The organism is Formicincola oecophyllae (assembly GCF_006542395.2).
Lineage (GTDB): Bacteria > Pseudomonadota > Alphaproteobacteria > Acetobacterales > Acetobacteraceae > Formicincola > Formicincola oecophyllae.
Window position 1 is genome coordinate 1,476,637 of the sequence record NZ_CP038231.1, and the last position, 22,517, is coordinate 1,499,153.

At 62.1% G+C, this 22,517-nt stretch carries 24 protein-coding genes and 1 tRNA gene; 13 read left to right on the forward strand and 12 right to left on the reverse strand.

Features of this window, described 5'->3' with window-relative positions:
- The first annotated feature begins 3 nt into the window (after window positions 1-3).
- The 9 genes from lpxA (at window position 4) to argB (ending at window position 7,053) form a co-directional block, all read left to right on the forward strand.
- Window positions 4-858 (forward strand): acyl-ACP--UDP-N-acetylglucosamine O-acyltransferase, encoded by an 855-nt coding sequence (lpxA, locus tag E3E12_RS06580; protein ID WP_141443597.1) that lies wholly within the window; start codon window positions 4-6, stop codon window positions 856-858.
- A complete protein-coding gene (locus tag E3E12_RS06585) occupies window positions 848-1,717 on the forward strand; it encodes an LpxI family protein (protein WP_141443598.1) in 870 nt (289 codons plus the stop codon). Before lpxA ends, E3E12_RS06585 begins: the two co-directional genes overlap by 11 nt.
- A gap of 128 nt (window positions 1,718-1,845) precedes the next feature.
- Window positions 1,846-2,268: a VOC family protein gene (locus E3E12_RS06590; RefSeq protein ID WP_240810465.1), complete on the forward strand. Its 423-nt coding sequence runs from the start codon at window positions 1,846-1,848 to the stop codon at window positions 2,266-2,268.
- Between the two features lie 211 nt (window positions 2,269-2,479).
- Window positions 2,480-2,614 carry a 50S ribosomal protein L34 gene (rpmH, locus tag E3E12_RS06595; RefSeq protein WP_141443599.1) on the forward strand — a complete coding sequence of 45 codons (135 nt, stop codon included), beginning with the start codon at window positions 2,480-2,482 and terminating at the stop codon, window positions 2,612-2,614.
- A 176-nt stretch (window positions 2,615-2,790) separates the two neighbouring features.
- Window positions 2,791-3,174, forward strand: a complete 384-nt coding sequence (locus E3E12_RS06600; RefSeq protein ID WP_240810466.1) for a ribonuclease P protein component — start codon at window positions 2,791-2,793, stop codon at window positions 3,172-3,174.
- 27 nt (window positions 3,175-3,201) lie between these two features.
- A complete protein-coding gene (yidD, locus tag E3E12_RS06605) occupies window positions 3,202-3,423 on the forward strand; it encodes a membrane protein insertion efficiency factor YidD (protein WP_141443600.1) in 222 nt (73 codons plus the stop codon).
- 146 nt (window positions 3,424-3,569) lie between these two features.
- Window positions 3,570-5,354: a membrane protein insertase YidC gene (gene yidC, locus E3E12_RS06610; protein ID WP_141444153.1), complete on the forward strand. Its 1,785-nt coding sequence runs from the start codon at window positions 3,570-3,572 to the stop codon at window positions 5,352-5,354.
- A gap of 86 nt (window positions 5,355-5,440) precedes the next feature.
- Window positions 5,441-6,103 carry a ribosome biogenesis GTP-binding protein YihA/YsxC gene (gene yihA / locus E3E12_RS06615; protein ID WP_141444154.1) on the forward strand — a complete coding sequence of 221 codons (663 nt, stop codon included), beginning with the start codon at window positions 5,441-5,443 and terminating at the stop codon, window positions 6,101-6,103.
- Between the two features lie 17 nt (window positions 6,104-6,120).
- Entirely contained in the window at window positions 6,121-7,053 is a 933-nt protein-coding gene (gene argB / locus E3E12_RS06620; protein WP_141443601.1) for an acetylglutamate kinase, read from the forward strand.
- A 101-nt stretch (window positions 7,054-7,154) separates the two neighbouring features.
- On the opposite strand, the gene E3E12_RS06625 is transcribed toward argB, so the two are convergent.
- Entirely contained in the window at window positions 7,155-8,066 is a 912-nt protein-coding gene (locus tag E3E12_RS06625; RefSeq protein WP_149498272.1) for a GGDEF domain-containing protein, read from the reverse strand.
- A 314-nt stretch (window positions 8,067-8,380) separates the two neighbouring features.
- Here E3E12_RS06625 and dapD point away from each other — a divergent pair, with 314 nt between their 5' ends.
- Both dapD and dapE read left to right on the forward strand, forming a co-directional pair.
- Entirely contained in the window at window positions 8,381-9,232 is an 852-nt protein-coding gene (dapD, locus tag E3E12_RS06630; RefSeq protein WP_141443603.1) for a 2,3,4,5-tetrahydropyridine-2,6-dicarboxylate N-succinyltransferase, read from the forward strand.
- A 6-nt stretch (window positions 9,233-9,238) separates the two neighbouring features.
- Window positions 9,239-10,426, forward strand: a complete 1,188-nt coding sequence (gene dapE, locus E3E12_RS06635; protein ID WP_141443604.1) for a succinyl-diaminopimelate desuccinylase — start codon at window positions 9,239-9,241, stop codon at window positions 10,424-10,426.
- A 66-nt stretch (window positions 10,427-10,492) separates the two neighbouring features.
- On the opposite strand, the gene truA is transcribed toward dapE, so the two are convergent.
- The 9 genes from truA to E3E12_RS06680 form a co-directional block, all read right to left on the reverse strand.
- Window positions 10,493-11,338 carry a tRNA pseudouridine(38-40) synthase TruA gene (truA, locus tag E3E12_RS06640; RefSeq protein ID WP_141443605.1) on the reverse strand — a complete coding sequence of 282 codons (846 nt, stop codon included), beginning with the start codon at window positions 11,336-11,338 and terminating at the stop codon, window positions 10,493-10,495.
- A complete protein-coding gene (gene fmt, locus E3E12_RS06645; protein WP_141443606.1) occupies window positions 11,335-12,273 on the reverse strand; it encodes a methionyl-tRNA formyltransferase in 939 nt (312 codons plus the stop codon). The genes truA and fmt overlap by 4 nt, the downstream gene beginning before the upstream one ends.
- A gap of 87 nt (window positions 12,274-12,360) precedes the next feature.
- The gene (def, locus tag E3E12_RS06650) at window positions 12,361-12,918 is read right to left on the reverse strand and encodes a peptide deformylase (RefSeq protein ID WP_141443607.1); all 558 of its coding nucleotides are present in this window, start codon (window positions 12,916-12,918) and stop codon (window positions 12,361-12,363) included.
- A 142-nt stretch (window positions 12,919-13,060) separates the two neighbouring features.
- Window positions 13,061-13,807, reverse strand: a complete 747-nt coding sequence (gene lptB, locus E3E12_RS06655) for an LPS export ABC transporter ATP-binding protein (RefSeq protein WP_141444155.1) — start codon at window positions 13,805-13,807, stop codon at window positions 13,061-13,063.
- A 254-nt stretch (window positions 13,808-14,061) separates the two neighbouring features.
- A complete protein-coding gene (locus E3E12_RS06660) occupies window positions 14,062-15,189 on the reverse strand; it encodes a hypothetical protein (protein WP_240810467.1) in 1,128 nt (375 codons plus the stop codon).
- On the reverse strand, window positions 15,179-15,940 hold the full coding sequence (lptC, locus tag E3E12_RS06665; RefSeq protein ID WP_141443608.1) for an LPS export ABC transporter periplasmic protein LptC: 762 nt from the start codon (window positions 15,938-15,940) through the stop codon (window positions 15,179-15,181). Before lptC ends, E3E12_RS06660 begins: the two co-directional genes overlap by 11 nt.
- 12 nt (window positions 15,941-15,952) lie before the next feature.
- Window positions 15,953-16,963, reverse strand: coding sequence for a KpsF/GutQ family sugar-phosphate isomerase (locus E3E12_RS06670; protein WP_141443609.1), 1,011 nt, complete (start codon window positions 16,961-16,963; stop codon window positions 15,953-15,955).
- A gap of 107 nt (window positions 16,964-17,070) precedes the next feature.
- Entirely contained in the window at window positions 17,071-17,724 is a 654-nt protein-coding gene (locus tag E3E12_RS06675; protein WP_141443610.1) for a ribonuclease D, read from the reverse strand.
- Between the two features lie 186 nt (window positions 17,725-17,910).
- Window positions 17,911-17,997 (reverse strand) — tRNA-Leu (locus tag E3E12_RS06680).
- Window positions 17,998-18,261: 264 nt separating this feature from the next.
- Between E3E12_RS06680 and E3E12_RS06685 the strand changes: the two genes are divergently transcribed.
- Together E3E12_RS06685 and E3E12_RS06690 are read left to right on the forward strand one after the other, a co-directional pair.
- Window positions 18,262-20,082: a M3 family oligoendopeptidase gene (locus E3E12_RS06685; protein WP_141443611.1), complete on the forward strand. Its 1,821-nt coding sequence runs from the start codon at window positions 18,262-18,264 to the stop codon at window positions 20,080-20,082.
- Between the two features lie 59 nt (window positions 20,083-20,141).
- A complete protein-coding gene (locus tag E3E12_RS06690; RefSeq protein ID WP_141443612.1) occupies window positions 20,142-21,560 on the forward strand; it encodes an ABC1 kinase family protein in 1,419 nt (472 codons plus the stop codon).
- 99 nt (window positions 21,561-21,659) lie between these two features.
- On the opposite strand, the gene E3E12_RS06695 is transcribed toward E3E12_RS06690, so the two are convergent.
- Together E3E12_RS06695 and E3E12_RS06700 are read right to left on the reverse strand one after the other, a co-directional pair.
- Complete coding sequence (locus E3E12_RS06695; RefSeq protein ID WP_141443613.1) at window positions 21,660-22,124, reverse strand: hypothetical protein; 465 nt, start codon at window positions 22,122-22,124, stop codon at window positions 21,660-21,662.
- A gap of 182 nt (window positions 22,125-22,306) precedes the next feature.
- Window positions 22,307-22,501, reverse strand: coding sequence for a hypothetical protein (locus E3E12_RS06700; protein ID WP_141443614.1), 195 nt, complete (start codon window positions 22,499-22,501; stop codon window positions 22,307-22,309).
- Between the last annotated feature and the right edge of the window lie 16 nt (window positions 22,502-22,517).

A 22,517-nucleotide genomic window follows, 5' to 3' on the forward strand; every position in this document is an offset into this window, starting at 1 on the left:
GCCATGAAGGCACACGCAGCTGCTGCGGCTGGCGCTGCAATCCACCCCACAGCCCAGGTGGCGCCTGGTGCCGTTCTGGGCGCTGGCGTTACCGTGGGGCCGTGGTGCGTTGTGGGTCCTTATGTGCGCTTGGGCGCTGGGGTGCGGCTGCACAGCGCTGTGGTGGTGGAAGGCCACACCATTTTGGAGGATGGTGTGGAGGTCTACCCCTTTTGCACCATTGGGTTGCCCCCCCAGGACCTCAAATACGCTGACGAACCCACAAGCTGCGTGGTGGGCGCGCGCACAGTGCTGCGCGAAGGCGTCACCATTCACCGTGGCACGGGCCCTGGTGGTGGCACCCATGTGGGGGCGGACTGCCTGCTGATGGTTCATGCCCATGTGGCCCATGACTGCCGCTTGGGCGATGGCGTCATCATCGTCAACAATGTGGTGATGGGCGGCCATGTGGTGATTGGCGATGGCGCCCGCATCATGGGGTCAGCTGCCCTTCACCAGTTTGTGCGTGTGGGCGCTGGCGCCGTTGTAGGGGGGTTGTGCGGCGTGGAGCGTGACGTCATCCCTTATGGCAGCGTTCTTGGCAACAGGGCGCGCCTGGCTGGGTTGAACTGGGTGGGGCTGAAGCGCGCTGGCGTGCCTGACGAGGAAGTGCGTTTGATGCGGCGCGCTTTCCGTGCGCTTTACCCGCGCCCTACCAAAGTTGGGAACAAAGGCGCTGGGCCCGTTCTGCGCGAACGCTTGCCAGCTGTGCGCGCCGCTTACGGCCACCACCCCCGCATCGCTGAAATGCTGGACTTTATGGAGGCTCCAAGCAAGCGTGGCCTGACCAGCCCTGACCGCCTCTGTGATGAGGGCTGAAAGCGCCCTCCCTTCTAGCACCCCTCCCAGGGCCATAGGTATTGTAGCAGGTGCTGGGCCTTTGCCTTCTGAGCTGGCCGGCCAGCTTCAGCGCCAAGGGGTGGCTGTGTTCGTTGTGGCGCTGGAAGGCTTCGCTGATGAAAGGCTGCTGGCCCCCTATCCCCACTGCACTGTGCGGCTGGGGGCGGTTGGCGCTCTGCTAGCGGCCTTGCGCCAACACCATTGCCGTGATGTGGTTCTGATTGGCCCCATCAAGCGCCCGCACTGGCGCGCCATGCGCCCAGACGCCACAGGCGCCCTGATGCTGGCGCGGTTGGGGAAAGCCATTTGGGGCGGGGATGACCACCTACTGCGCGCTGTGGTGAAGCTGTTAGAGGGGGAGGGGTTTTGGGTGCGTGGCGCCCATGAATTCCTGGCCAGCCATGTGGGCGACCCTGGCCAGCAAGGGCGCCACAGCCCAGACCAGCAGGCCATGGCCGACATGCGTCAGGCGGCGCGCATTAACCGTGCCTTAGCAGCAGAGGACATCGGGCAAGGGTGCGTGGTCAGAAAAGGTCAGGTTTTGGCTGTGGAGGCCTTGGAAGGCACTGACGCCATGTTGGCGCGCTGCCAAGGCTTGGTGGCGCTGGCAGGTGGGGTGGAAGGCGAACGGGCTGGGCTTTTGTACAAAAGCGCCAAACATGGTCAGGACATCCGCGTGGACATGCCAGCCCTGGGACCAGAGACCATCAGGGGGGCCGCCAAGGCCGGCTTGGCTGGCGTGGGGTATGAGGCTGGCAGCACGTTGCTCATCGCTCCAGACGAAACCAGCGCCCTGGCTGACAGGCTTGGGCTTTTCCTTTATGGCCTTCAGTTGTGAAGGTGACTGTGAAAGCTGGCAATAAAAAATGGCAGGCTATGGAAAAGCTGGGCTGAACCGTCCCTTTGGGCCCAGTGCCCCTTGGGTGTAACCTGCTCCCTCCCACCTTGCAGCAAAGGCAACATTCCATGAGCGCACTGAAGCCACCATCCTACATTCACACCATGATCAGGGTTTTTGATTTAGAGCGCAGCGTGCGTTTTTACACGCTGCTGGGCATGAACGAGGTTAGGCGCCGCGAAGTGCCTGACGGACGCTACACGTTGGTTTACATGGCCTTTGGCCAGGGCAACGCCAGCGGGCAGGCTGAAATCGAGCTAACCTGGAACTGGGACCAGAAAACCCCCTACACGCTGGGTGACGGCTTTGGTCATTTGGCGCTTGGCATGGCTGATATCACCGCTGTGGCTGAACGCGTCAGCGCCCATGAGGGCGAAACAGGCGGCAAAGTGGTGCGCGCCCCTGGCCCGGTCAAGTTCGGCACCACTGTCATCGCCTTCCTGGCGGACCCTGACGGCTATAAGATTGAGCTGATTGAAAACGGGCTTTAAGCGCCCCCCACCCCACCAACCGTTGACAGGAACGGCCTGGCTTCCTACAAGCGCGGCATTGGATGACCGGTCGTGTCGTGCTGCTGCCTGAGAAACGCCTGATGGGCCAGCCACCTGCCCCAACGGGTCAGGCCAGCAGAGGCTGGCAACACCGTTGGGCGCCACCATGGGGTGCGCGAACCGGATAGTCATTTTCGAGAGGCCCAATTTCATGAAGCGCACTTTCCAGCCGTCCCGTCTTGTCCGCAAGCGCCGCCACGGTTTCCGTTCACGCATGGCCACTGTTGGCGGCCGCCGCGTCATCAATAACCGCCGCCGCAAAGGCCGCAAGCGCCTTTCAGCCTGATTGTGCCCAGCGCAGCCTGCAGGCCTAAGGCGGCAGGCTGGGACAAGCTGTCAAGACGTTTACCAGCATAAAGGGCGCCTGCGCATGAGGGCGCCTTTTTGCATTGTGTCTCCTCAGCACTTTGGCTTTTGCAGGCCCCCTGCCACCACTACCCCTACCTGGAAGGCCAGCCCACTATGGCACAGCCTAAGTGCACCACGATTTGCGTTATGAAAAAGCGGCCGGAATTCCTGGCTGCAGCGCGTGGGCGGAAAGTTGTCCGCCCAGGGCTGGTGGCGCAGCTGGTGCCTGCAAGCGATGAAGGTGGTGAGGTAGGCAAAGCCACCCAGCCAGGGCTTAAAGTGGGCTACACAGTGACGAAAAAGGTCGGCAACGCTGTTGTCCGCAACCGCACCAAAAGGCGCCTGCGCGCAGCAGTCCAACAAGCAAGCCAGGCCAGGGGCGGGGCACTTCCTGAAGGGGCGCTGGTGCTGATTGGGCGCGCTGGCACACGCTCAAGGCCATTTCAAGCGTTGGTGGATGACGTGGGCAAGGCGCTGCAGGCTTTCAACAGGCCCTAACTGCCTAGTGTTAAGGTGGGGTTGGCCATGTTGAAGACCTGGGGGTTGTGGCTAGCAAGCCTGCCCATTCACGCCTACCGAGTGGCCATCAGCCCCCTTTTGGGGCCACGCTGCCGCTTCCACCCCACTTGCAGTGCCTATGCCCTTCTCGCTCTCAAGCGCCATGGCGTCGTGCGCGGGCTGTGGCTCACAGCTGGGCGCTTGCTGCGTTGCCACCCCCTCCATCCAGGTGGGGTGGATGAACCGTGAACCACCCCCCTGCGTGGGGGCGGGGATTGTTTCAGAAATGATTTTCCTTCACTGTCCCCGTGCCCTTGGCCGATGAAGGCAAAGCGCTTTGCCCAGCAGGCTCGGCGCACACCAGGGCATGTATGGAGAAAGCACACAGCTGGCTGATGGATAACAATAGCAACACTTCACGTTTTATTCTGGCGACCTTGCTTTCAGCGGGGATTTTGCTGGGGTTCCAGTATTTCTACGCCCCCAAGCAGCCTGCACAGCCCCCAGCGCAGCCAGCTGGCCAGCTTGCCCAGCACCCTGGCGCGCCTGCGCCAGCCCTCACCAACGTGGCCGCCAGCACACCCGCTCTTGTGCGCCCCGCAGCTGACGTGGTGAAAGCCACCCTGGCCCAGCGCCTGCCTTTTGAAGGGCCAGACGTCAAAGGTACCTTCAACCTGGTGGGGGCGCGCCTTGATGACCTCACCCTGACGCACTACCGTCAGACCACCTCCCCCCAAAGCCCCCTGGTGCGCTTGCTGCGCCCAGCTGGCACCCCCCATCCCAACTATGTGGTCCTGGGTTGGGACGGTATGCCAGGCCACAGCCACGAGCTGCCAGGCCCTGAAAGTCGCTGGCAAGTTGAAGGCGCCCCAGGCCAGGTGCTGACGCCCGAACATCCTGTCACGCTTTCCTGGGACAATGGGCGTGGCGCTACGTTCCACATCCATCTGGCGCTGGACAAGCAGTACATGTTCAGCGTGCGCCAATCCGTTGACAACGCTACAACCAGCGCTCCCCTTTACGTGCGTCCCTTCCAACGTGTGGAGCGTGACTACCTGCCCGCTGACACAGGCTCCATGACGGCCTATGAAGGCCCCATCGGGGTGATGAACGGCCATTTGGAGGACGCCGGCTACAAAAAGCTGCGCAAAAACTCTGACAACCCCGCCCACATCGCCTGGGAAGCTACAGGCCATGGCGGCTGGGTGGGCATTACGGACAAATACTGGCTGACGGCGGTTGCCGCCCCAGCGCAAAGCTTGGTCACTGCCAGCTATGGCTACGTGATGCCGCCTGGGGCCTACCTTGCCACTATGGCCGGGCACGACATCATGGAGATCGCCCCTGGCGCCACGCTGGGCGCTGACAGCCACGTGTTTGCAGGGGCCAAGGTGGCCTCAATCCTGAATGGCTACAGCAAGCAGCTTCAGGTCCCAGGTTTTGAGAAGGCCATTGACTTCGGATGGTTCAGCTACCTGACCAAACCGATTTTCTGGCTCCTGCACTGGCTTTACAGCGTGATTGGCAATTTCGGCCTGGCCCTGATGGCCATGACGCTGGTCGTCAAGCTCATTCTGTTCCCGCTGGCCTACAAGGCCGCCGTCTCCGCAGGGCGTATGCGCTTGCTGGCGCCACGCATCAAGGCCATCAAGGAGCGCAACAAGGACGACCCGGCTGCCGCCCAAATGCAGATGATGGCCCTCTACCGGGAGGAGAAAGTCAATCCAGCCGGTGGCTGCCTGCCGGTCCTCATCCAGGCGCCGATCTTCTTCTGCCTTTACAAGGTCCTCAACATCAGCATAGACGCGCGCCAAGCGCCGTTCTTTGGCTGGATCCACGACCTTTCCGAGCCTGACCCCACCAACGCGCTGAACCTGTTTGGGCTGCTACCTTTCAACCCAGCACACTACGCCACGTTCCTGCATGTCAGCTTGTGGGGGGCGGCGCTTGGGCTGACCTTCTGGCTTTTGCAGCGTCAAACCCAAATGGTCATGGACCCCAGCCAGCAGAAGGTCATGCGTTTCATGCCGCTGGTCTATGTGTTCATCATGACAAGCTTTCCAGCCAGCCTTTTGGTTTACTACACCTGGAACAACATCCTGACCTTCATGCAGCAATACGTGATTGAACGCCACGCCAAGCTGCCTAAGGCATTGCCGCCTGAACCTGAAAAGGGCTGACCAGCCCCCCCCTTGAGGAACACCCCGCCATGACCACCCCCACACCTGCCGAAAACCAGCCTGAAGGCGCTGAACTGCGCAAGGAAATGCCCCGCGCCCCCACTGAAAACGAGCTGGAGGCTGGCCGCAAACTATTTGCCTGCCCCTGCGACTTCTACCATGGCGCCCAGGTGCTGGAGCACCTGCCAGAGGCCAACCTGCCAGAAGTCGCCTTTGCGGGGCGTTCCAACGTGGGCAAATCCAGCTTGCTGAACGCTTTGACAGGGCGTAAGGCGCTGGCGCGCGCTTCCTCAGAGCCGGGGCGCACGAAGCAGCTTAACTTCTTCAACCTCGATAATCGCCTGGCCTTGGTGGACATGCCAGGCTATGGCTATGCCAAGGCCTCCAAAAGCGTGAAGGAGGACTGGCAGAAAACCATGTTCACCTATTTGCGCGCTCGTACCAGCTTGGAGCGTGTGGTGCTTTTGGTAGATGCGCGCGTTGGCATGAAGCAGAACGACAAAGAAGCCTGCGAGATGCTGGACCGCGCAGCCGTGGTCTACCAAGTGGTGCTGACCAAATGCGATGAACTCTCCCCACCCCAGTTGGCGGCGCGCCAGGCGGAAGTGGAACGGGAGCTGGGCAAACATGCTGCCGCTTACCCGCGCGCCATCCCTACCAGTTCACGCAAGGGGGAAGGCGTGGCTGAACTGCGCGCCGTTCTGGCAGCCTTCGCTGCGCCCAAGGCCGCTCCCAAGCCAACTAACTGAAAATGGTGGGCCAAACCATGAACGCCACCCCCAACAGCCAGCCAGACACCCCCCAGCCCCTTGGCGATGAGCAGATGACGGCTTCCGTCTTGGCCCACGCCCTGCCTTACCTGCGCCGTTACGCTGGTGATACCATCGTGGTGAAGTATGGTGGCCACGCCATGCAGCAAAATGATCTGGCGGCCACTTTTGGCCGTGACGTAGCGTTGCTGAAGTTCGTTGGCATCAACCCTGTTATCGTTCACGGTGGTGGCCCGCAAATCAGCGCCATGATGAAGCGCCTGGGGGTGGAGCCGCACTTCGTTGATGGGCTGCGCGTCACAGACGCAGCCATGGTGGAGCTGATTGAGATGGTGCTAGCTGGTACCGTCAACAAGCGCGTGGCCGATTTGGTAACGCGCGCTGGCGCCCTGGCCGTTGGCCTTTCAGGGCGTGACGGCAAATTGCTGCAAGCGCGCAAAGCCAGCCACCAGAGGCGCAGCCCAGGCCCCCATGGCGAACCAGCAGGGGAAGCCGTTGACCTGGGCTTTGTCGGCATTCCCACTAAAGTGGAGCCACGGGTGCTTTACGCCCTGCTGGGGGCTGGCATCATCCCCGTGGTAGCACCTCTGGCCAGTGGCCCTGGGGGGGAAACGCTCAATGTCAACGCGGACACGGCAGCTGGCGCCATCGCTGGGGCTGTGCGGGCTTCACGTTTGCTGATGTTGACGGACGTGCCAGGTGTTCTGGACGGCAACGGCAACCGCCTGGCGGAACTGAGCGCTGGCGAAGCGCGCCAAATGATTGCTGAGGGCCACATCACAGGGGGTATGATCCCTAAAGTGGAAACATGCCTGAAAGCGGTTGAGCAAGGCGCCAAGGCCGCGGTGATTCTTGACGGCCGCCAGCCCCACAGCTGCTTGCTTGAATTGTTCACTGAAGGTGGCCAGGGCACGCTCATCAAGCCCTGAGGGAACAATAGCGCAAGCCGTCCAAACCCTGTGGGTCCGGCCAGAACGCGCCTTGGTCGGGGCCTCCTGTAAAATCCTTGAAGAACGCCTCAGGAAAACCCTCAGCAGGTGCAATCTTCCGTGCGGGCGAAGCGCCATGGCAAGCGCAGGGGGTCTGTTTGGCGCAGGGCAAGGGCGGCTTGTTCCACCAGTTCAGCTGCCCGTTCCCCGCTGCTGGCCTCACGGCAGGCCAGGCCGATTTGAAGGGCGCATTCATGGGCGGGCAAAACACCTAGAAGAAGCAAATCCTGTTCAGGTCCCCTGATTAACCCGCCGTCACTCATTTGGCAGATGCCCGTCAGCCAGGCTGCGCGCTCTGAAGCAGCGAAACGATCGCCACCATCCATCCACAACATGAAAAGGTTGGCGCCAAGCCGCCCCACCAAATCCGTAGGGCGGACAGCGTTTTTGAGCACGCTGACGGTTTGGCGCAATTTGGCTTGGTCTGTGGCAGGTCCGTCTTCAGCTTTGAACAGCCCATTGACCTGCACCATCATCAAGGTGCCAGCCATGTTGATGAAGTCAAGCCTGGCCAGGCGCCTGTCCAGTTCCTCATTGAAGGCTGGGCCCGTCAGTAAGCCTGACCCTGGCTCATGGCGCACTTGCCCCAGAATACTCTGCTGAAGCCGCCCTTGGAAGGCCTGCTGCTGGTGGCATTGCTCCAGGAAGGCCTCAGTGGCCTCCAGCTTGGCGCGTTCGCCTGCAGACCATGGTGCGCTGGCGGGGCGCTTTAACAGAACGCGCTGGCCATTTGGCAAAGTGAAGAGGTAGCTTGTGGCCTCACCGCTGCTCGGGGCTGAGGCTTGCCCTGGAACGCTGGCTGCAGCGCTGCAGTCAAAATGGTGGCACAGCAAGGCGCGCAGTTGGCGTGGCTGGCTGAGCGTGCCCGCCAGCCTGGGCAGAAGGGCGCGCCAGGAAGGCGCTTTGGGGGAGGGGTGGCTGGTTGGGCGGGTTTCGGGGAAGCCATCAATCATGAACCCCTCCTGAAACAAGGGCATGTGGAACGAGGTAGGCTGGCACCCTTGCCAGGGGTGCTGTTGTGATTGAGGCTAGCAAAGCATGGGCAGCCCCAGGCCACCACCCCCGTTGGGGGCGATGTTGCAAAGCTGAAACAGCTGCAGGGCGTTTGGCTTTTAGCAGATGGTTGTGTCTTGGTTGCGGCAGTGGCTTGCCTGAATGGTTGAACATGTTAGCACGCTCGGTCCCCAACAAGGGTTTAGCGTTGACTTGCACCCAGGGCCCAAGCAAGTTTGCAGGCTTGAACGGCAATAACCTCTCAGGATACATCATGACGGCTTCACCCACCCTGCCTGACGTGGCAGCGCTCCGCACCACCATCGACCAGCTGTGGGAAAAACGCGCTGACCTTTCCCCTCAGACGGGGGGGGAGGCGCGCGCGGCCATCAACCAGGCCCTTGACGGGCTTGACTGCGGCGCGTTACGCGTGGCGGAGGTGAAGGAGGGCCAGCGCCTGGTTCATGAATGGCTGAAGAAGGCGGTCCTGATGTCATTCCGCATCAGCCCTAATGAAGTCATGCCAGGGGCCTGCGGTGGCGCGCCTGGCTATGACAAGGTCCCCATGAAATGCGCTGGCTGGGACAAGGCTGCTTTTGAGAAGGCGGGCTTCCGCGCTGTCCCAGGCGCTGTGGTGCGCCGTTCCGCCTATATCGCCCCAGGTGTTGTGTTGATGCCAAGCTTCGTGAACATGGGCGCGCGGGTTGAAAGCGGCACCATGGTGGACACGTGGGCCACGGTGGGGTCATGCGCGCAGATTGGCCAGAACTGCCACATTAGCGGTGGCGCTGGCATTGGTGGCGTTCTGGAGCCCCTACAGGCCGCCCCTGTGATCATTGAGGACGGCTGCTTCATTGGCGCGCGTTCAGAGGTGGCCGAGGGGGTAATTGTGGAGCGTGGCTCCGTGCTGTCCATGGGGGTTTTCCTCAGCGCCTCCACCAAGATTGTTGACCGCGCTACCGGGGAGGTCTTCATGGGCCGCGTGCCGGCTTACTCCGTTGTGGTGCCAGGCACGCTGCCCCCCAAAGTGGCTGGCGGCCCAGCACTGGCTTGCGCCGTCATCGTCAAGCGCGTTGATGAGCGCACGCGCTCCAAAACCTCCATCAACGACCTGCTGCGCGACTGAACACCTATGACGCAGTCAGCAGCCATCCCAGCACGGTCTGCCCTGAGAGACCCCCTCCCCCTGTTGCAGCGCCTGCTGCGCTGCCCTTCAGTCACCCCAGAAGACGGTGGCGCCATGGCCGTATTGGCTCAGGCGCTTGAGGGACTGGGGTTTGAGGTGAAGCGGTTGGATTTTGGCTCTGAAGGCGCCAAGACCCCCAATTTGTGGGCCGTGGCAGGACCGATTGAAGATGCCGCAGGCAAGCCTGCGCCCTTCCTGTGCTTGGGCGGCCACACGGATGTGGTCCCCCCTGGTCCTGATTGGGCGCAGCCACCTTTTGCGGGGGTGGTGGCTGATGGCAGCGTGTGGGGCCGCGGTGCGGCCGACATGAAGGGGGCCTTGGCCGCTTTTGTGGCTGCTGTGGCGCGCCGGTTGGAAAAGGGGCCCCTCAAGGGGCGTTTGGCGTTCCTCATCACAGGCGATGAGGAAGGGCCAGGCCGCCACGGCACGCGCGCTGTGATTGAATGGCTGCGTGCGCAAGGGGTGCGCAGGCCTGACTTCTGCCTGCTGGGGGAGCCAAGCAACCCCACCCATATGGGCGAGATAATCAAGGTTGGTCGGCGCGGCAGCCTCAATGCCCGCGTGGTGGTCAAGGGCGTTCAAGGCCATGTCGCCTATCCCCACCGCGCTGACAACCCGCTGCCACGCTTGGTCAGGCTGCTTGACGCCCTCTCCAGCACGGTCTTGGATGAAGGCACGGAGCGGTTCGCGCCGTCCTCCCTGCAAGTGACTAGCATTGATGTTGGCAACCAGGCCACCAACGTCATCCCTGGCAGCGCTGAGGCAAGGCTCAACATCCGCTTCAATGACGCCCACAGCGGCGCCAGCCTCACAGCGTGGCTGGAGGCCATGGTGGACCGCCATGCCCCTGGCGCGGCGCTCCATGTGGATGTCAGCGGCGAATCATTCCTTACCCCGTGCGGTCATGACGTGGCCTTGCTAGCGCAGTGTGTTGAGGACGTGACGGGCCACGCCCCAGCGCTTGACACAGGTGGTGGCACCTCTGATGCGCGTTTCATCACCCATTGGTGCCCTGTGGCGGAGTTTGGCTTGGTGGGCGCCACCATGCACAAACGTGATGAGCATGTGAGCCTGCCTTCCCTTGAGGCGCTAACAGCCATCACGGAGCGTTTCATGGTGCGCATGGGGGTGTGAAACCACTCTCCCTGCCCTGCCTCGCTGCTTGGCCAAAGCTTAAAAACAGGGGCGGGTCCTTTATTATTAAGAGGCAAAGGGGTCCTCATCATAGCCCACAGCCATGAAGCACAGCCCCGTGGCGGGGGCTGTGGGGCCAGCCTGGGTGCGGTCACGCGCCTGCAGGATGCGCTTTACGTCATCAGGGTGCCAGCGCCCGCGCCCAACTTGCACCAGCGTGCCCACCATGTTGCGCACTTGGTGGTGGAGGAATGAACGGGCCTGGGTTTCCATGAAAATCACGTCCCCCTCCTGGTGGATGGTCAGTTCATCAAGCGTGCGCAAAGCGTCACGGGCTTGGCAAGCCGCCGCTCTGAAAGAGGAGAAATCGTGGTGCCCCAGCAAATGCTGGCTTGCAGCGCGCATAGCGCTGACATCAAGCGGATAGGGCACGTGGGTCATAGTGCGCGCCTGGAGGGCAGGGCGGGCGCGGCGGTTCAGGATGCTGTAGCGGTAGCGCCGCCATGTGGCGGAGAAACGCGCATTCCATGACAAACTGACAGGGGCAGCCTGCAGCACCACCACAGGGTGCGGCTTGAGGCGGTAATTCAGCGCGCCAGCCAAAGCATGGGCTGTGAGGTTGGAACCAGGCGGGAAGTCCAGGTGCGCCACCAGCCCTGCGGCATGAACGCCTGAATCCGTCCGCCCTGACGTGATGCTGGGCACAGGCTGGCCTGAGCTGAGCTGCGTTGCGGCTTCCTCAATCAGCTGTTGAATGGCTAAGCCTGATTTCTGCTTCTGCCAGCCAACGTAATCAGTGCCGTCAAACTCCACCTTGATGGCCCAGCGCTCTGGCCGTGGGCCTGACTTGTCACGCGCAGGGTCCGCCCAGGTGCGTTGGCCATGTGCTGCCGGCTGGGGGAGGGTACTCATCCCAGTTTCTGGCCAGGTTCAAGAGGATGGCCGCGCAGGAAATCATCTGTGGCCATCATGGCGCGGCCTGGCTTTTGCAGTTTGGTGAGGGCCAGCGCAGAGCCGGCGCCACACCCCACCAGAAGCTGACCCCCTGCCGCCTTCAACTGCCCTGGCGCCAGGGTTGGGTGGTGTGCTGCCACCTGGGCAGCGCCGACACGCAATGTGAACAGGGGCGTGCCTATTTTGTCCAGCAAGCGTGTGAAGCAGCCTGGCCAGGGGGTGTAGGCCCTGATTTGGCAATCCAGTTCAGGCGCCGGCCTGTTCCAGTCAAGTGCACCGTCATCGCGGCTGATTTTGGGAGCGTGGGTGACGCCGGCAGCTGGCTGGGCCTGTGGCTGGGGCGGGTTGGTCAGAACATCCAGAAGCAAGGGCGCGCCTAGGGCCGCCAACCTGTTGTGAAGGGTGGCTGCGGTATCCTGGCCTGTGATGGGCGTGGTGGCTGAAGCCAGCATGGGGCCTGTGTCCAGACCCTCATCCATCTGCATAATAGTGACGCCACTTTGGGGGTCACTATGGAGAATGGCAGATTGAATGGGCGAAGCACCCCGCCAGCGCGGCAGCAGGCTTGCATGGATGTTCAGGCAGCCGCGCTTAGGCAAGCGCAGGATTTCAGCTGGCAGCAGAAGGCCATAGGCAGCCACCACGATAGCGTCAGGCTGCAAAGCTTGGAGGTGCTCCAGTTCCGCCTGATTGGCGCGCAGCTTCAAAGGGGTGCGCACAGTGATGCCCAGCTTTTCAGCAGCCACATGGACTGGTTGGCGGCGCAGCTTGTTGCCGCGCCCTGCTGGGCGCGGTGGCTGGCTGTAGACGGCAGCTACTTCATGGCCAGCCCCCACCAGGGCCTCTAAGGCAGGGACGGCGAAATCGGGCGAACCCATGAAGACCAGTTTCATGCAGGCTTCCTCCTGGCTTGAGCTTTCCGTACATGCGGGGCGCGCGCGCTCCGTGCAGCGCCAGCCCTTGGGGCTGGTGGCGTACCCTTAGCGGCGGCGCTTCTGCTCTTTCTCCAGGCGGCGCATCACCATGTTACGCTTGAGCGTTGAGAGGTGATCAACGAACAGGACGCCGTCAAGATGGTCGATTTCATGCTGAAGGCACGTTGCCAAAAGGCCGTCCGCCTCCACCTCCACAAAGGCGCCCTCCAGGTCCTGGTAGCGCACGCGCACGCGCGCAGGGCGCATGACGTCAGCAAACTGGTTGGGCAGGGAAAGGCAGCCTTCGTGGTAGGGGGCGAGCTCCTCGCTGCTTTCAAGGATCACGGGGTTAATGAACAGGTGGGGGGCGGGGGCCTCCCCCTCATCAGGGCGGGCAAGGTCCATGATGAGGTAGCGCAGCCCTATGCCCGCCTGGGGGGCAGCCAGCCCAATGCCAGGCGCTTTGTAAAGGGCAGCAAACAGGCTGGGCAAAGCTTCCCTAATAGTGGGGAGGTCGGCTTCCTCCACCGGGCGCGCTTTGCGGCGCAGGAAGGGGTGGGGGGCCACAAGGACGGTCGCAGGCTCTGCATCCGCCACGTTTTGCAGAAGTTCAGTCAAGCTCATGGCGGGCACCATAGCGGTGCTGGTGGCGCTTTGGAAGCGCCTTGGAGCCCCCCTTGGGATGGGTCGGGGAAAAGCCTGCCCAGGCCTAAGCTCCAGCCTTGGCTCAAACCTGGACTCAGGCTTGGGGCCTAGGTAAGGGGCTTCAACGCGTGAAGTTTTCCCCCAGGTAGATGCGGCGCACATCAGGGTTGGCCACGATGGCCTCAGGCGTGCCCTCCATCAAGACATGGCCACTGTGGAGGATATAGCCACGGTCGATGACCTCCAGCGTTTCCCGCACGTTGTGGTCTGTGATGAGCACCCCAATCCCCCTGTCCTTGAGGTGCTTAACGAGGTCGCGGATCTCCCCCACCGCAATGGGGTCAACGCCTGCCAGGGGTTCGTCAAGGAGGATGTAGTTAGGCTGGCTTGCTAAGGCGCGGGCGATTTCAAGGCGCCTGCGCTCACCCCCTGAAAGCGCCAGCGAAGGGGATTGGCGCAGCCTGGTGATGCCGAACTCCGCTAAAAGGCCATCGAGCATCTCATGGCGGCGGTCTTTGTCAGGCTCCACCACCTCTAAGGCGGCCATGATGTTCTGCTCCACCGTTAGGCCACGGAAAATGCTGGCTTCCTGGGGCAGGTAGCCCACGCCCAAGCGGGCGCGGCGGTACATGGGCAGTTGGGTGATGTCGGCGCCATCAAGCATGATGGCACCCGTGTCCGCCTTCACCAGGCCAACAATCATATAGAAGCTGGTGGTTTTGCCAGCGCCATTGGGGCCGAGCAAGCCAACGGCCTCCCCCCGCTGAACGTGGAGGGAGACGTCACGCACCACTTGGCGCTTTTTGTAGAACTTGCCGATGCCGCGCGCCACCAGGCCGGTGTCGGGGTTGCTCATCTGCTCCATCATTTCAGGGCTGAGCTGGTGGGGGGGTGCTGGCTGGCTGGTGGGGGCGCTTTGCCAGCTTTCATCCTGGGCGGTGGCCGGGCTGGAAGCATCCTGGGGAGCGGCAGTTGGCGGGGCGCTTTCAGGTGGTGTGGTCATGGTCATCAACGTGCCCTCGGCGTGGCTTGGCGGCTGGTGTGGCGTGCTGGGAATCCCGCTGTCCAGGCAATTTATGGCGCAGCCAGGTACTAGGCCTGGCGCCCCTTACGGGCTTCCCCTCAAGGGTTATTGCGGCTCTCATTAGGGATGACCAGCCCTTGAACGGGGCTGTCGCGCCCAGGAAGCATGGTGGAGATACCCGTTTTCATGTTGACGAGGGCCTGGGCACCATTGTTGACGTTCTGGCCTTGCGTTACATGCACATGGCCAGCTAAGCGCGCCAGCTCCGGCCCGAAAAGGTAGACCCCCCTGTCCGAGGTCGCAACCTGCGACGGCGTCCTGACCACCACATGCCCCCAAGCAAAGGCCCTGTCCATGGTGTTGGTGTCTGGTTTGAAGGGGCGCCCGGCGCGCCGCGCCGCCCTGGCTTCACGGGCGTTCTGGGCATCGCGCGCTGCTTTCTGCGCTGCCGTCATGCCAATGGATTCAAGGATGTCGCCTGTGATGCGCTTGCCGTCATTGGTGGTGACGGTGGCCTCCCCCCTGCCAATGGAGACCTTGGTCTTGGGGTAGTATTGCAGCAGGTCGCGCGCCGTCATGACGTCCTTGGGGGTTTTGACGCGCAAATGGTCGCCTGTCATCATCATCAGGCCGCTGTCCATGTCGTAAACGCCATGGTCACCCCAGGCCTGGTCCTGGTCGTTATAGACATGAACGTGGCTGCGCGCCTCAATGCGGTAAAGCTCCAGCCCGCCTGTGGGGTCTGTGCTGGCGTCTGGCGCTGCGTCATTGGGAGCGGGGCCTTCTGGCGGGGCCTCGTCAGCGCCGTCCGCATTGCTGGGGGGGGCGCCATCTGGCGCTTCAGGCGTGGGTTCTGGGTGGTAGTTGGGGTTGGCGGTTTTGGGGCGCAGATAGCCAATCAACATATCGGCATCAAGCGTGACGTGGTCGCGCACAGCGCGCGCGCCACCAATCAGCGTGACGGTTTGGCGGTTGCGGTCGTAAATTTCCTGGTTTTTCCAAAACAGCTGAATGGGCACGCCATGGGCCTGGTCGCCACCAGGGGCTGGTAGCTGCGCCACGGGGCTGTCTGGTTCAGTGATGTTAGCGCTGGGCGCGGTTGTGCCATCAGGCGCTGGCTGGACCTGGGCGCTTACTGGCGCAGGCTGCCAATTACTGGCCGCCAGGCAGGCCAGCAGGGCTGCGCGCTGCCACGGCCTTTTCAGTGGTGAAGGCTCAGCGGCCATGGTTTTCCTCCGCGGCAGGCTTGGGAACGGGCTTTGAAAGGTAGGGGGACGGATCGCCATTGTCATCAAAACGCCTGGTCAGGCCTGGGCCACCAAAAAGCAGGATGTTGGCTTTTTGGTCAAGGAAGGCGCCCATGGCGTCCTGCGTGCCGGAGGGGCTTTCAGCATGGACCCAATCATGGGTGGCGAGGACGCCATGGCCAAGGTCGAGGTCAGCGCTAGGCGTGTTCAGGATGAGGCCATCATTGCGATAGAGGATGATGTGACCATCCAGGTTAAGTGTGCGCTCATGCTCCATGTAGACCCCCCTGTCAGCGCGCACCCAAGCCCATGAATGGGGGCCGAGCACAATGTCGGCAGCAGGGTTCTGCAAGTTGATGCGGTTGTCAGCCAGTTGGTGGGCATGGTCGGCGGTCAGCGTGTAGGGGCGGCCGTCATCATCCACATTGCGGTAGACCATCCTGTCCATCAAGCCTGTTTCAAGCTTCAGGCGCCCCAGCTCATGGAGGACGGCTTTGTTCTGGTGCAGCAGGTGGGTGATTTCAGGCCATGCCAGAATGCTGCCGACAAACAGCCCCCCGATGACAGGCAGCGTGATGAGGAGCAGCTTCAACCGTTCCTGACGCTTGGCCAAGGCGCTGGCAGTGGGAACAGAGCGGTTGCGCGCCAGCGCCTCCTGGCGGAGTTCATCGAGGCGCCTGATGCGCTCCTGGTGGGCGGGGTCGAAATCCTCGCGTTGGGGACTGGTCATGGCTTGGGGCGCTCAGGCCGTGCCAGCGCGCAGGATGTCGTGCAGGTGGACAATGCCCTGGGGGCGGCCTGCCCCGTCCAGAACGAACATAGAGCTGACGGGGAAGTCCGGGTTGCTCATGAGGAGGAGAAGCTCCTCAGCTGAAGTTTCAGAGGTGGTGGTACGCGGCATAAGATTCATGATCGTCTCCGCGCATGTGCTGTCAAGGTCGCGGTCAAGCGCCTGGCGCAGGTCGCGTTCTGAGACTAGCCCTACCAGGCGGCCGCCGCTGTCAACAATGCCCACGCAGCCAAATGATTTGCTGGTCATTTCCATGATGACCTCACGCAAGCTCATGTCAGCGGTGCCAAGGGGCATGGTCGGCCCCTTGTGCATGAATTCCCCAACAGGGCGCAGCCGCGCTCCCAGCCGCCCTGCCGGGTGCAACAGGCTGAAGTCAGAACGGCTGAAGCCGCGCTTCTCCAGCAGGGCCATGGCCAGGGCATCCCCTATGGCCAATTGCATGAGGGTGGAGGTAGTAGGTGCAAGCCCCAGAGGGCAGGCCTCAGGCGTGGCCGGCATGATAAGCGGGACCTCCGCCCAGCGCGCCAAGGTGGAATGAGGCTGGCTGGTGATAGCAAGCCGCCGCATACCAAGGCGCAACGCATGGCGCAGCACTGCTTCCAGCTCTATCGTCTCCCCAGAGTTGGAGAGCACCAGCAGAACGTCCTCAGGCTGGAGGGAGCCTAGGTCGCCGTGGGCCGCCTCAGCAGCATGGATGAAAAGCGATGGTGTGCCTGTGGAAGCAAGGGTGCTTTGAAGCTTGCGCCCCACATGGCCTGATTTGCCAATGCCGCACACAGCCAGTCGCCCCCGGCTTTGCAAGATGATGTCCACTGCTTGGCTGAAGGCGGTGCCAAGTTCCTCCCTCTCAAGGGCGTCACGCAGGGCCACAAGGCCACTGATTTGGTTATTCAGCGTGCGCACAGGGCCTGGTGGCAAGGATTGTTCAGGGGCAGGGGTGGTGGAGGGAGAAAGGGCCATGGTCGCGTGCCTTGCGTGGAAGGTTCCTTGTCAAAGCAAGTAGGCAGGGTCGGGGCAAGGGGGGTGAACGCTACGGGGCCTGGGCTGCCCAGCCCAAGCTGCCCTGCTTACAGGCGTGCGCTGTGGGAGAAGATGTCGGGGTGGTCGTAGCCCAGGCTGTCCAGCTCAGCGCGGGTGGGCAGGAAGTCAAAGCATTGTTGGGCCAGCTCCCGGCGCCCTTCGCGCACCAGCATGGCCTCCAGCTTTTCCCATAAAGCATGAAGGTGCAGCACGTCAGAGGCAGCGTATTGCAGCTGTTCAGGGGTGAGTTCAGGCGCCCCCCAGTCAGAGCACTGCTGCTGCTTGGACATCTCAATGCCAAGCAAATCCTTGGTGAGGAAAGCCAGCCCGTGCTTGTCTGTGAAGGTGTAGACCAGGCGGGCAGCGATCTTGGTGCAGATGACCGAAGTCATGCGCACACCCAGGGCGTGTTGAAGGATGCCAACGTCAAAGCGCGCATAATGCATAAGCTTCTTGACGTTCGGGTTTTCAAGCATGGCTTTCAAGTTGGGGCAGTTGGCCCCTTTGCCGCCCATGGATTCAGGCTTGATTTGCACCAGGTGGGCTGTGCCGTCACCGCTGGAGATCTGCACCAGGCAAAGGCGGTCACGGCGCTGGTCAAGCCCCATGGTCTCTGTGTCGATGGCAACGACCGGGCCCAGGTCAAGGCCATCTGGCAAGTCGCCGTCATGAAGGTGAATGGCCTTGCTTTCGGAACCCATCGCTCCACTCCTCAGTCTCAATGGTCAAAAAAATGGTCATAAAAGGGCGCTGGAGCCGTGGCTCCGCTTCATGACCTTTAAAGCCCCATGATAGGGGCCAACAACAGCAAACGCCGCCCAGCCCACGTTCCTTGCCCGGTTTCCAGGCGAAGGTCAGGGACCGAACGGCGTTTGCAACGTAAATAATGGTGCCCAGAAGAAGACTCGAACTTCCACGTCCTTGCGGACACTGGCACCTGAAGCCAGCGCGTCTACCAATTCCGCCATCTGGGCACAGAGGCTAACCAGGTACTGCTTTCGCATCTACTTACTGAGCAGAGGCCGCACCGGGCTGGTGAGGGGATATCTAACGGGCATGGCAGCGGCGGTCAACCGCTTTTTGCGCTTGAGGGTGAAATTTTCTCCAGATTAAGCGGCGGCACTTCAAGGGGCAGCCTGCCCTGGGCAGCACGCCACTGGAACCTGGGTGGCAGGGCGGCTAGGATTGGACTGTACCCAGTGCCCCTTGCTGGGCGCCCATGGTTAGCAGGAAAATTCATGACGTCACCCACCAGTCCTGAAAACGCCCACGCGCTGCCCCCTTTGGCTTTGCCAGAAGCGCCGCCGCGCTGGGACCTTTCAGACCTCTACCCCAGCAGGCAGGACCCAGCCCTGGTGGCGGACCTGGACAAGGCCGCAACCCAGGCGCGTGCCTTCAAGGCGCGCTGGCAAGGCAAGCTTGGGGAAAGTGGCGCTGGGCTGGCCAGTGCGCTTGAAGCCTATGAAAAGCTTGATGAACTTCTAAGCCGCGCTGCCACGTACAGTTACCTGCAATTTGCTGAAGCCAGCACCGACCCTGCCGCAGGGCGCCTGCTGCAGGATGTGCGCGAGAAAATCACAGCACTTTCAGCTGACCTGCTGTTCTTCAGCCTTGAAATCAACCGGATTGAGGACGCACCTTTTGAGGTCCTCCTGGCTGACCAGGCCTTGGCTGGCTGGGCCACTTACCTGCGTGACATGCGCAGCCATCGCCCCCACCAGCTTTCAGACGAGCTTGAACAGGCCTTGATGGACATGGACGTGACAGGCCGCAGCGCCTGGGTGCGCCTTTTCGATGAGACCATGGCGGCCTTGACGGTGGAGCTGAACGGCCAGACACGGCCCCTTGATGAAGCTTTCACTCTGATGATGGATCCAGACCGCACCGTGCGCGCGAAAGCGGCCAAGGCCATCAGCGCAACGCTTGGGCGCAATAACCACCTGTTGGCCAGCATCACCAACACTTTGGCCAAAGACAAAGCCACCCGCGACAAAATGCGCAGCTTCAGCCGCCCCGTCAGCGCCCGCAACCTGGCCAACAGGGTGGAGGACGAGGTGGTTGACGCCCTCGACAGCGCTGTGGAGGCAGCCTTCCCCAGGCTTTCGCACCGCTACTACAGCTTGAAAGCTGGCTGGCTAGGGCTGGACCGCTTGGAGCACTGGGACAGGAACGCCCCCCTGCCAGGGGTGGAGGCCAGGCCGCTCAGCTGGGGGGAAGGGGCTTCCATCGTGCGGCAAGCTTACCATGGCTTCGACCCGGAGATGGGCGCTTTGGCTGACCGTTTCCTCACCAACTCCTGGATTGACGCAGCCCCGGTGCCTGGCAAAGCCTCTGGCGCTTTCGCCCATCCTGCTGTGCCTTCAGTCCATCCCTACATCTTGATGAGCTACCGCGGGCAGCCACGTGACGTCATGACCTTGGCCCATGAAATGGGCCACGGCATCCACCAGGTTCTGGCTGGGCAGGCGCAGGGGCACCTACGCTCCTCCACCCCTTTAACCTTGGCTGAGACGGCCTCCGTTTTTGGGGAGATGCTAACATTCTGCTCCCTCCTGGGGCAGGCGCCCACCCTAGCGCACAGGCGCCACCTTATCGCCTCCAAAGTGGAGGACATGCTCAACACTGTTGTGCGCCAAATGGCTTTTTACCAATTTGAGTCCAAGGTCCACGCTGAACGCACTAAGGGCGAAATCCCAGCTGCCCGCCTAGGCGAGATTTGGCGTGATGTGCAGCAGCGCAGCCTGGGGCCGGCTTTCAACTTCACCCCTGACTATGATCAGTACTGGTCCTACATACCGCATTTCATCCATTCGCCGTTTTATGTTTACGCCTACGCTTTTGGCGATTGCCTGGTGAATGCGCTTTATGGCGTCTACAGCAGCCAGCCTGATGGGTTCGCGCCCCGTTATAAGGCGCTGCTCAGCGCGGGCGGCAGCAAGCGCCACCATGAGCTTCTGGCCCCCTTTGGCCTTGACGCGCGCGACCCTGCTTTTTGGAATATCGGCCTTGACGTGATCTCTGGCCTGATTGACGAGCTGGAAGCCATGCCTGCCGCTTGAAGGCAGGCAGCCCTACCACTTTGCCCACACCAGCCCCCCACCTGACAAAGGCCACGGCCATGAGTGATCACCACAAGCCTGCCCCCACCCCCACACCCAGCCGTGACAAGCTTGATGAGAGTGGCTTCCTGGATGGCATGGGGCGTTTGCTGCGTTCATCAGGGGCCATGGGGGGTGTTGTGGCGCGCCTGGCCGGGCAGAGGCTGGGGTTTGAAACAGGTGGCGCAGCCCACGCTGAAGCCCTCAAAAACGCCCTTGGCGGCCTTAAGGGACCGTTGATGAAGGGCGCGCAGCTTCTGGCTGCTGTGCCAGGGCTGCTGCCTGAGGAATACGCTGACACCCTGGCTGGGCTGCAGTCCAACGCGCCCCCCATGGGCTGGGGTTTTGTCGCGCGCCGCATGAAAGCGGAACTGGGGCCTGAATGGGGGCGGCATTTCAGCGCTTTTGGCCGCACGGCCGTGGCTGCGGCCTCCCTGGGGCAGGTGCACAAGGCGCGCTTGCCCGATGGGCGCTTGGTGGCGTGCAAGCTCCAGTACCCTGGGATGGACAGCGCCGTTGAAACCGACCTGGGCCAGTTGCGCGCCCTGCTTGGTGTTTACCGCAGTTTCAGCACCACCATCAGGCAGGATGAAGTTTACGCCGAGCTAGCCGAGCGCATGAGGGAGGAACTGGACTACCAACGCGAAGCCGCCAATCTGCGCTTGTACCAGCATATGCTGGGCACATCAGCGCAGGTGCGTGTGCCTAATCCCGTTGATGACCTCACAACCAAGCGGCTGCTGGTCATGGAATGGGTGGAGGGTAGCCCCGTCGGCGCTGCTTTCACCCCCGACATGGCACAGGAAGGGCGTAACCAGGTGGCATCCGCCCTTTTTAAAGCCTGGTACAAGCCCTTTTACCATTACGGCGTCATCCACGGTGACCCCCACCCTGGCAATTTCACCTTGCGTGCGGGGGAAGGGGGGGAAGGTCCTGGTATCAACCTACTTGACCTTGGTGCCATCAGGGTATTCAGGCCACGCTTCGTCCATGGCGTTGTGGAGCTGTACCGCGCCCTCCAGGAGCAAGATGGCGAGCGTGCCTACCACGCTTATGAACTTTGGGGCTTCAAGGGCCTCTCGCGGGAGACGGCGGCCATTCTGGGCGAATGGGCCCGGTTCTTTTTCAAGCCCCTGCTGACCGACCGTGCCGTAACCATGCGTGAGAGCAACAACCCTGAAGCAGCCCGCGCTATGCTGGAACAAGTGTTTGAAGGGCTGAAACGCACAGGCGGCGTTACGCTACCGCGTGAATTCGTCATGCTGGACCGTTCAGCCATTGGTCTTGGCAGCGCTTTCCTGCGTCTTGACGCCAAGCTGAACTGGCACAGAATGTTTGAAGGCCTGCTGGAAGGCTACAGCCTAGCTGCTTTGGAGCGCCAGCAAGCCGCCGCTTTGCAGCAGGCTGGAGTGCCGGGCCCTGACGCGCCCACTGCTTGAAGGGCAGCTGCACTTTTGAGGCCAAACCACACCCCAGTGTTGGCTAGGGCATGGCCACAGTCCCAGTAGCCGCTGGGGGACTTGCTGGTAGTGCTGGGCTTATTTCTTCAACAAATGCCCAAGGTACTCTTCAGCCAAACTGGCCAAGGCAGGCCCAAGGCTGCCAACGGCTGTGGGGTGGGCGGCCGCTTCCTGGGGCTGGGGAGTTGGTGCCTCTGTGCCCTGGCTGGCCTGGGCTGGTTCCTGGCTGGCTTGTGGGGCTTCAGGTGAGGCAGGGGTGGAGCTGGTTTGGGCAGGCGCTTTCTCGTCACCATGGAGGAGGTGTGCAGCAGCCCCAGCCAGCCCCAACCCCTGGAGGGCCTTGGTGACGGAACCCATGTTGGCCTCACCATTTTTGACGGCCTGGGCTAGGGTTTCCAACCGCCCTGCCCACTGGGCAGTGGTGGATTCGCCATTGCCGGCCATTTGGCGCAGGTTCTGCGCCAAGCTGTCAAGAAGGCTGGCCCCTTGCTGGGCCGTGCCTTTGAAGCCGCTCAGGGCATCCATGATTTTCTGCGTGTCCATTGACGCTTCTCCAGGGTTTGGCCCTTGGTGGGCACAGTTGTGAACTGAACGTGTGAACTCAACGGGCTTGGCGCAGCGCAAAGACTGCGGCCGACCGCCAGGGACCATCTTGGCGCATTTCACCCCACCGCCGCCAGCCCGCGCCCCTTTGAAGGGGTGAAGGGAATAAGGTGACGTGAAGCTCAGCTGGGCAGCTGGCTGAGCTTTTGGCTAACAGTCAGCCATTGGCTTTTGACCTCATCGAGGCGGCGTGCCAGCGTGAATGGATCCTCCTGCTCTGCAGCGGGGCTGGTGAGGAGAGCCTGCATCTCAGCTTGCAGGGCCTCTGCTTGCGCCTGCAGGCGTGCACGTTCAGTGGTGGGGGTGGCGTTTGTCATCGGGTTTCCTGTTGTG

What these genes read in the sequence shown, in the direction of transcription:
- lpxA (WP_141443597.1), top strand. Translation starts at nt 4, where the DNA reads ATGAAGGCACACGCAGCTGCTGCGGCTGGCGCTGCAATCCACCCCACA.
- E3E12_RS06585 (WP_141443598.1), top strand. Translation starts at nt 848, where the DNA reads ATGAGGGCTGAAAGCGCCCTCCCTTCTAGCACCCCTCCCAGGGCCATA.
- E3E12_RS06590 (WP_240810465.1), top strand. Translation starts at nt 1,846, where the DNA reads ATGAGCGCACTGAAGCCACCATCCTACATTCACACCATGATCAGGGTT.
- rpmH (WP_141443599.1), top strand. Translation starts at nt 2,480, where the DNA reads ATGAAGCGCACTTTCCAGCCGTCCCGTCTTGTCCGCAAGCGCCGCCAC.
- E3E12_RS06600 (WP_240810466.1), top strand. Translation starts at nt 2,791, where the DNA reads ATGGCACAGCCTAAGTGCACCACGATTTGCGTTATGAAAAAGCGGCCG.
- yidD (WP_141443600.1), top strand. Translation starts at nt 3,202, where the DNA reads ATGTTGAAGACCTGGGGGTTGTGGCTAGCAAGCCTGCCCATTCACGCC.
- yidC (WP_141444153.1), top strand. Translation starts at nt 3,570, where the DNA reads ATGGATAACAATAGCAACACTTCACGTTTTATTCTGGCGACCTTGCTT.
- yihA (WP_141444154.1), top strand. Translation starts at nt 5,441, where the DNA reads ATGCCCCGCGCCCCCACTGAAAACGAGCTGGAGGCTGGCCGCAAACTA.
- argB (WP_141443601.1), top strand. Translation starts at nt 6,121, where the DNA reads ATGAACGCCACCCCCAACAGCCAGCCAGACACCCCCCAGCCCCTTGGC.
- E3E12_RS06625 (WP_149498272.1), bottom strand. Translation starts at nt 8,066, where the DNA reads ATGATTGATGGCTTCCCCGAAACCCGCCCAACCAGCCACCCCTCCCCC.
- dapD (WP_141443603.1), top strand. Translation starts at nt 8,381, where the DNA reads ATGACGGCTTCACCCACCCTGCCTGACGTGGCAGCGCTCCGCACCACC.
- dapE (WP_141443604.1), top strand. Translation starts at nt 9,239, where the DNA reads ATGACGCAGTCAGCAGCCATCCCAGCACGGTCTGCCCTGAGAGACCCC.
- truA (WP_141443605.1), bottom strand. Translation starts at nt 11,338, where the DNA reads ATGAGTACCCTCCCCCAGCCGGCAGCACATGGCCAACGCACCTGGGCG.
- fmt (WP_141443606.1), bottom strand. Translation starts at nt 12,273, where the DNA reads ATGAAACTGGTCTTCATGGGTTCGCCCGATTTCGCCGTCCCTGCCTTA.
- def (WP_141443607.1), bottom strand. Translation starts at nt 12,918, where the DNA reads ATGAGCTTGACTGAACTTCTGCAAAACGTGGCGGATGCAGAGCCTGCG.
- lptB (WP_141444155.1), bottom strand. Translation starts at nt 13,807, where the DNA reads ATGATGGAGCAGATGAGCAACCCCGACACCGGCCTGGTGGCGCGCGGC.
- E3E12_RS06660 (WP_240810467.1), bottom strand. Translation starts at nt 15,189, where the DNA reads ATGGCCGCTGAGCCTTCACCACTGAAAAGGCCGTGGCAGCGCGCAGCC.
- lptC (WP_141443608.1), bottom strand. Translation starts at nt 15,940, where the DNA reads ATGACCAGTCCCCAACGCGAGGATTTCGACCCCGCCCACCAGGAGCGC.
- E3E12_RS06670 (WP_141443609.1), bottom strand. Translation starts at nt 16,963, where the DNA reads ATGGCCCTTTCTCCCTCCACCACCCCTGCCCCTGAACAATCCTTGCCA.
- E3E12_RS06675 (WP_141443610.1), bottom strand. Translation starts at nt 17,724, where the DNA reads ATGGGTTCCGAAAGCAAGGCCATTCACCTTCATGACGGCGACTTGCCA.
- E3E12_RS06685 (WP_141443611.1), top strand. Translation starts at nt 18,262, where the DNA reads ATGACGTCACCCACCAGTCCTGAAAACGCCCACGCGCTGCCCCCTTTG.
- E3E12_RS06690 (WP_141443612.1), top strand. Translation starts at nt 20,142, where the DNA reads ATGAGTGATCACCACAAGCCTGCCCCCACCCCCACACCCAGCCGTGAC.
- E3E12_RS06695 (WP_141443613.1), bottom strand. Translation starts at nt 22,124, where the DNA reads ATGGACACGCAGAAAATCATGGATGCCCTGAGCGGCTTCAAAGGCACG.
- E3E12_RS06700 (WP_141443614.1), bottom strand. Translation starts at nt 22,501, where the DNA reads ATGACAAACGCCACCCCCACCACTGAACGTGCACGCCTGCAGGCGCAA.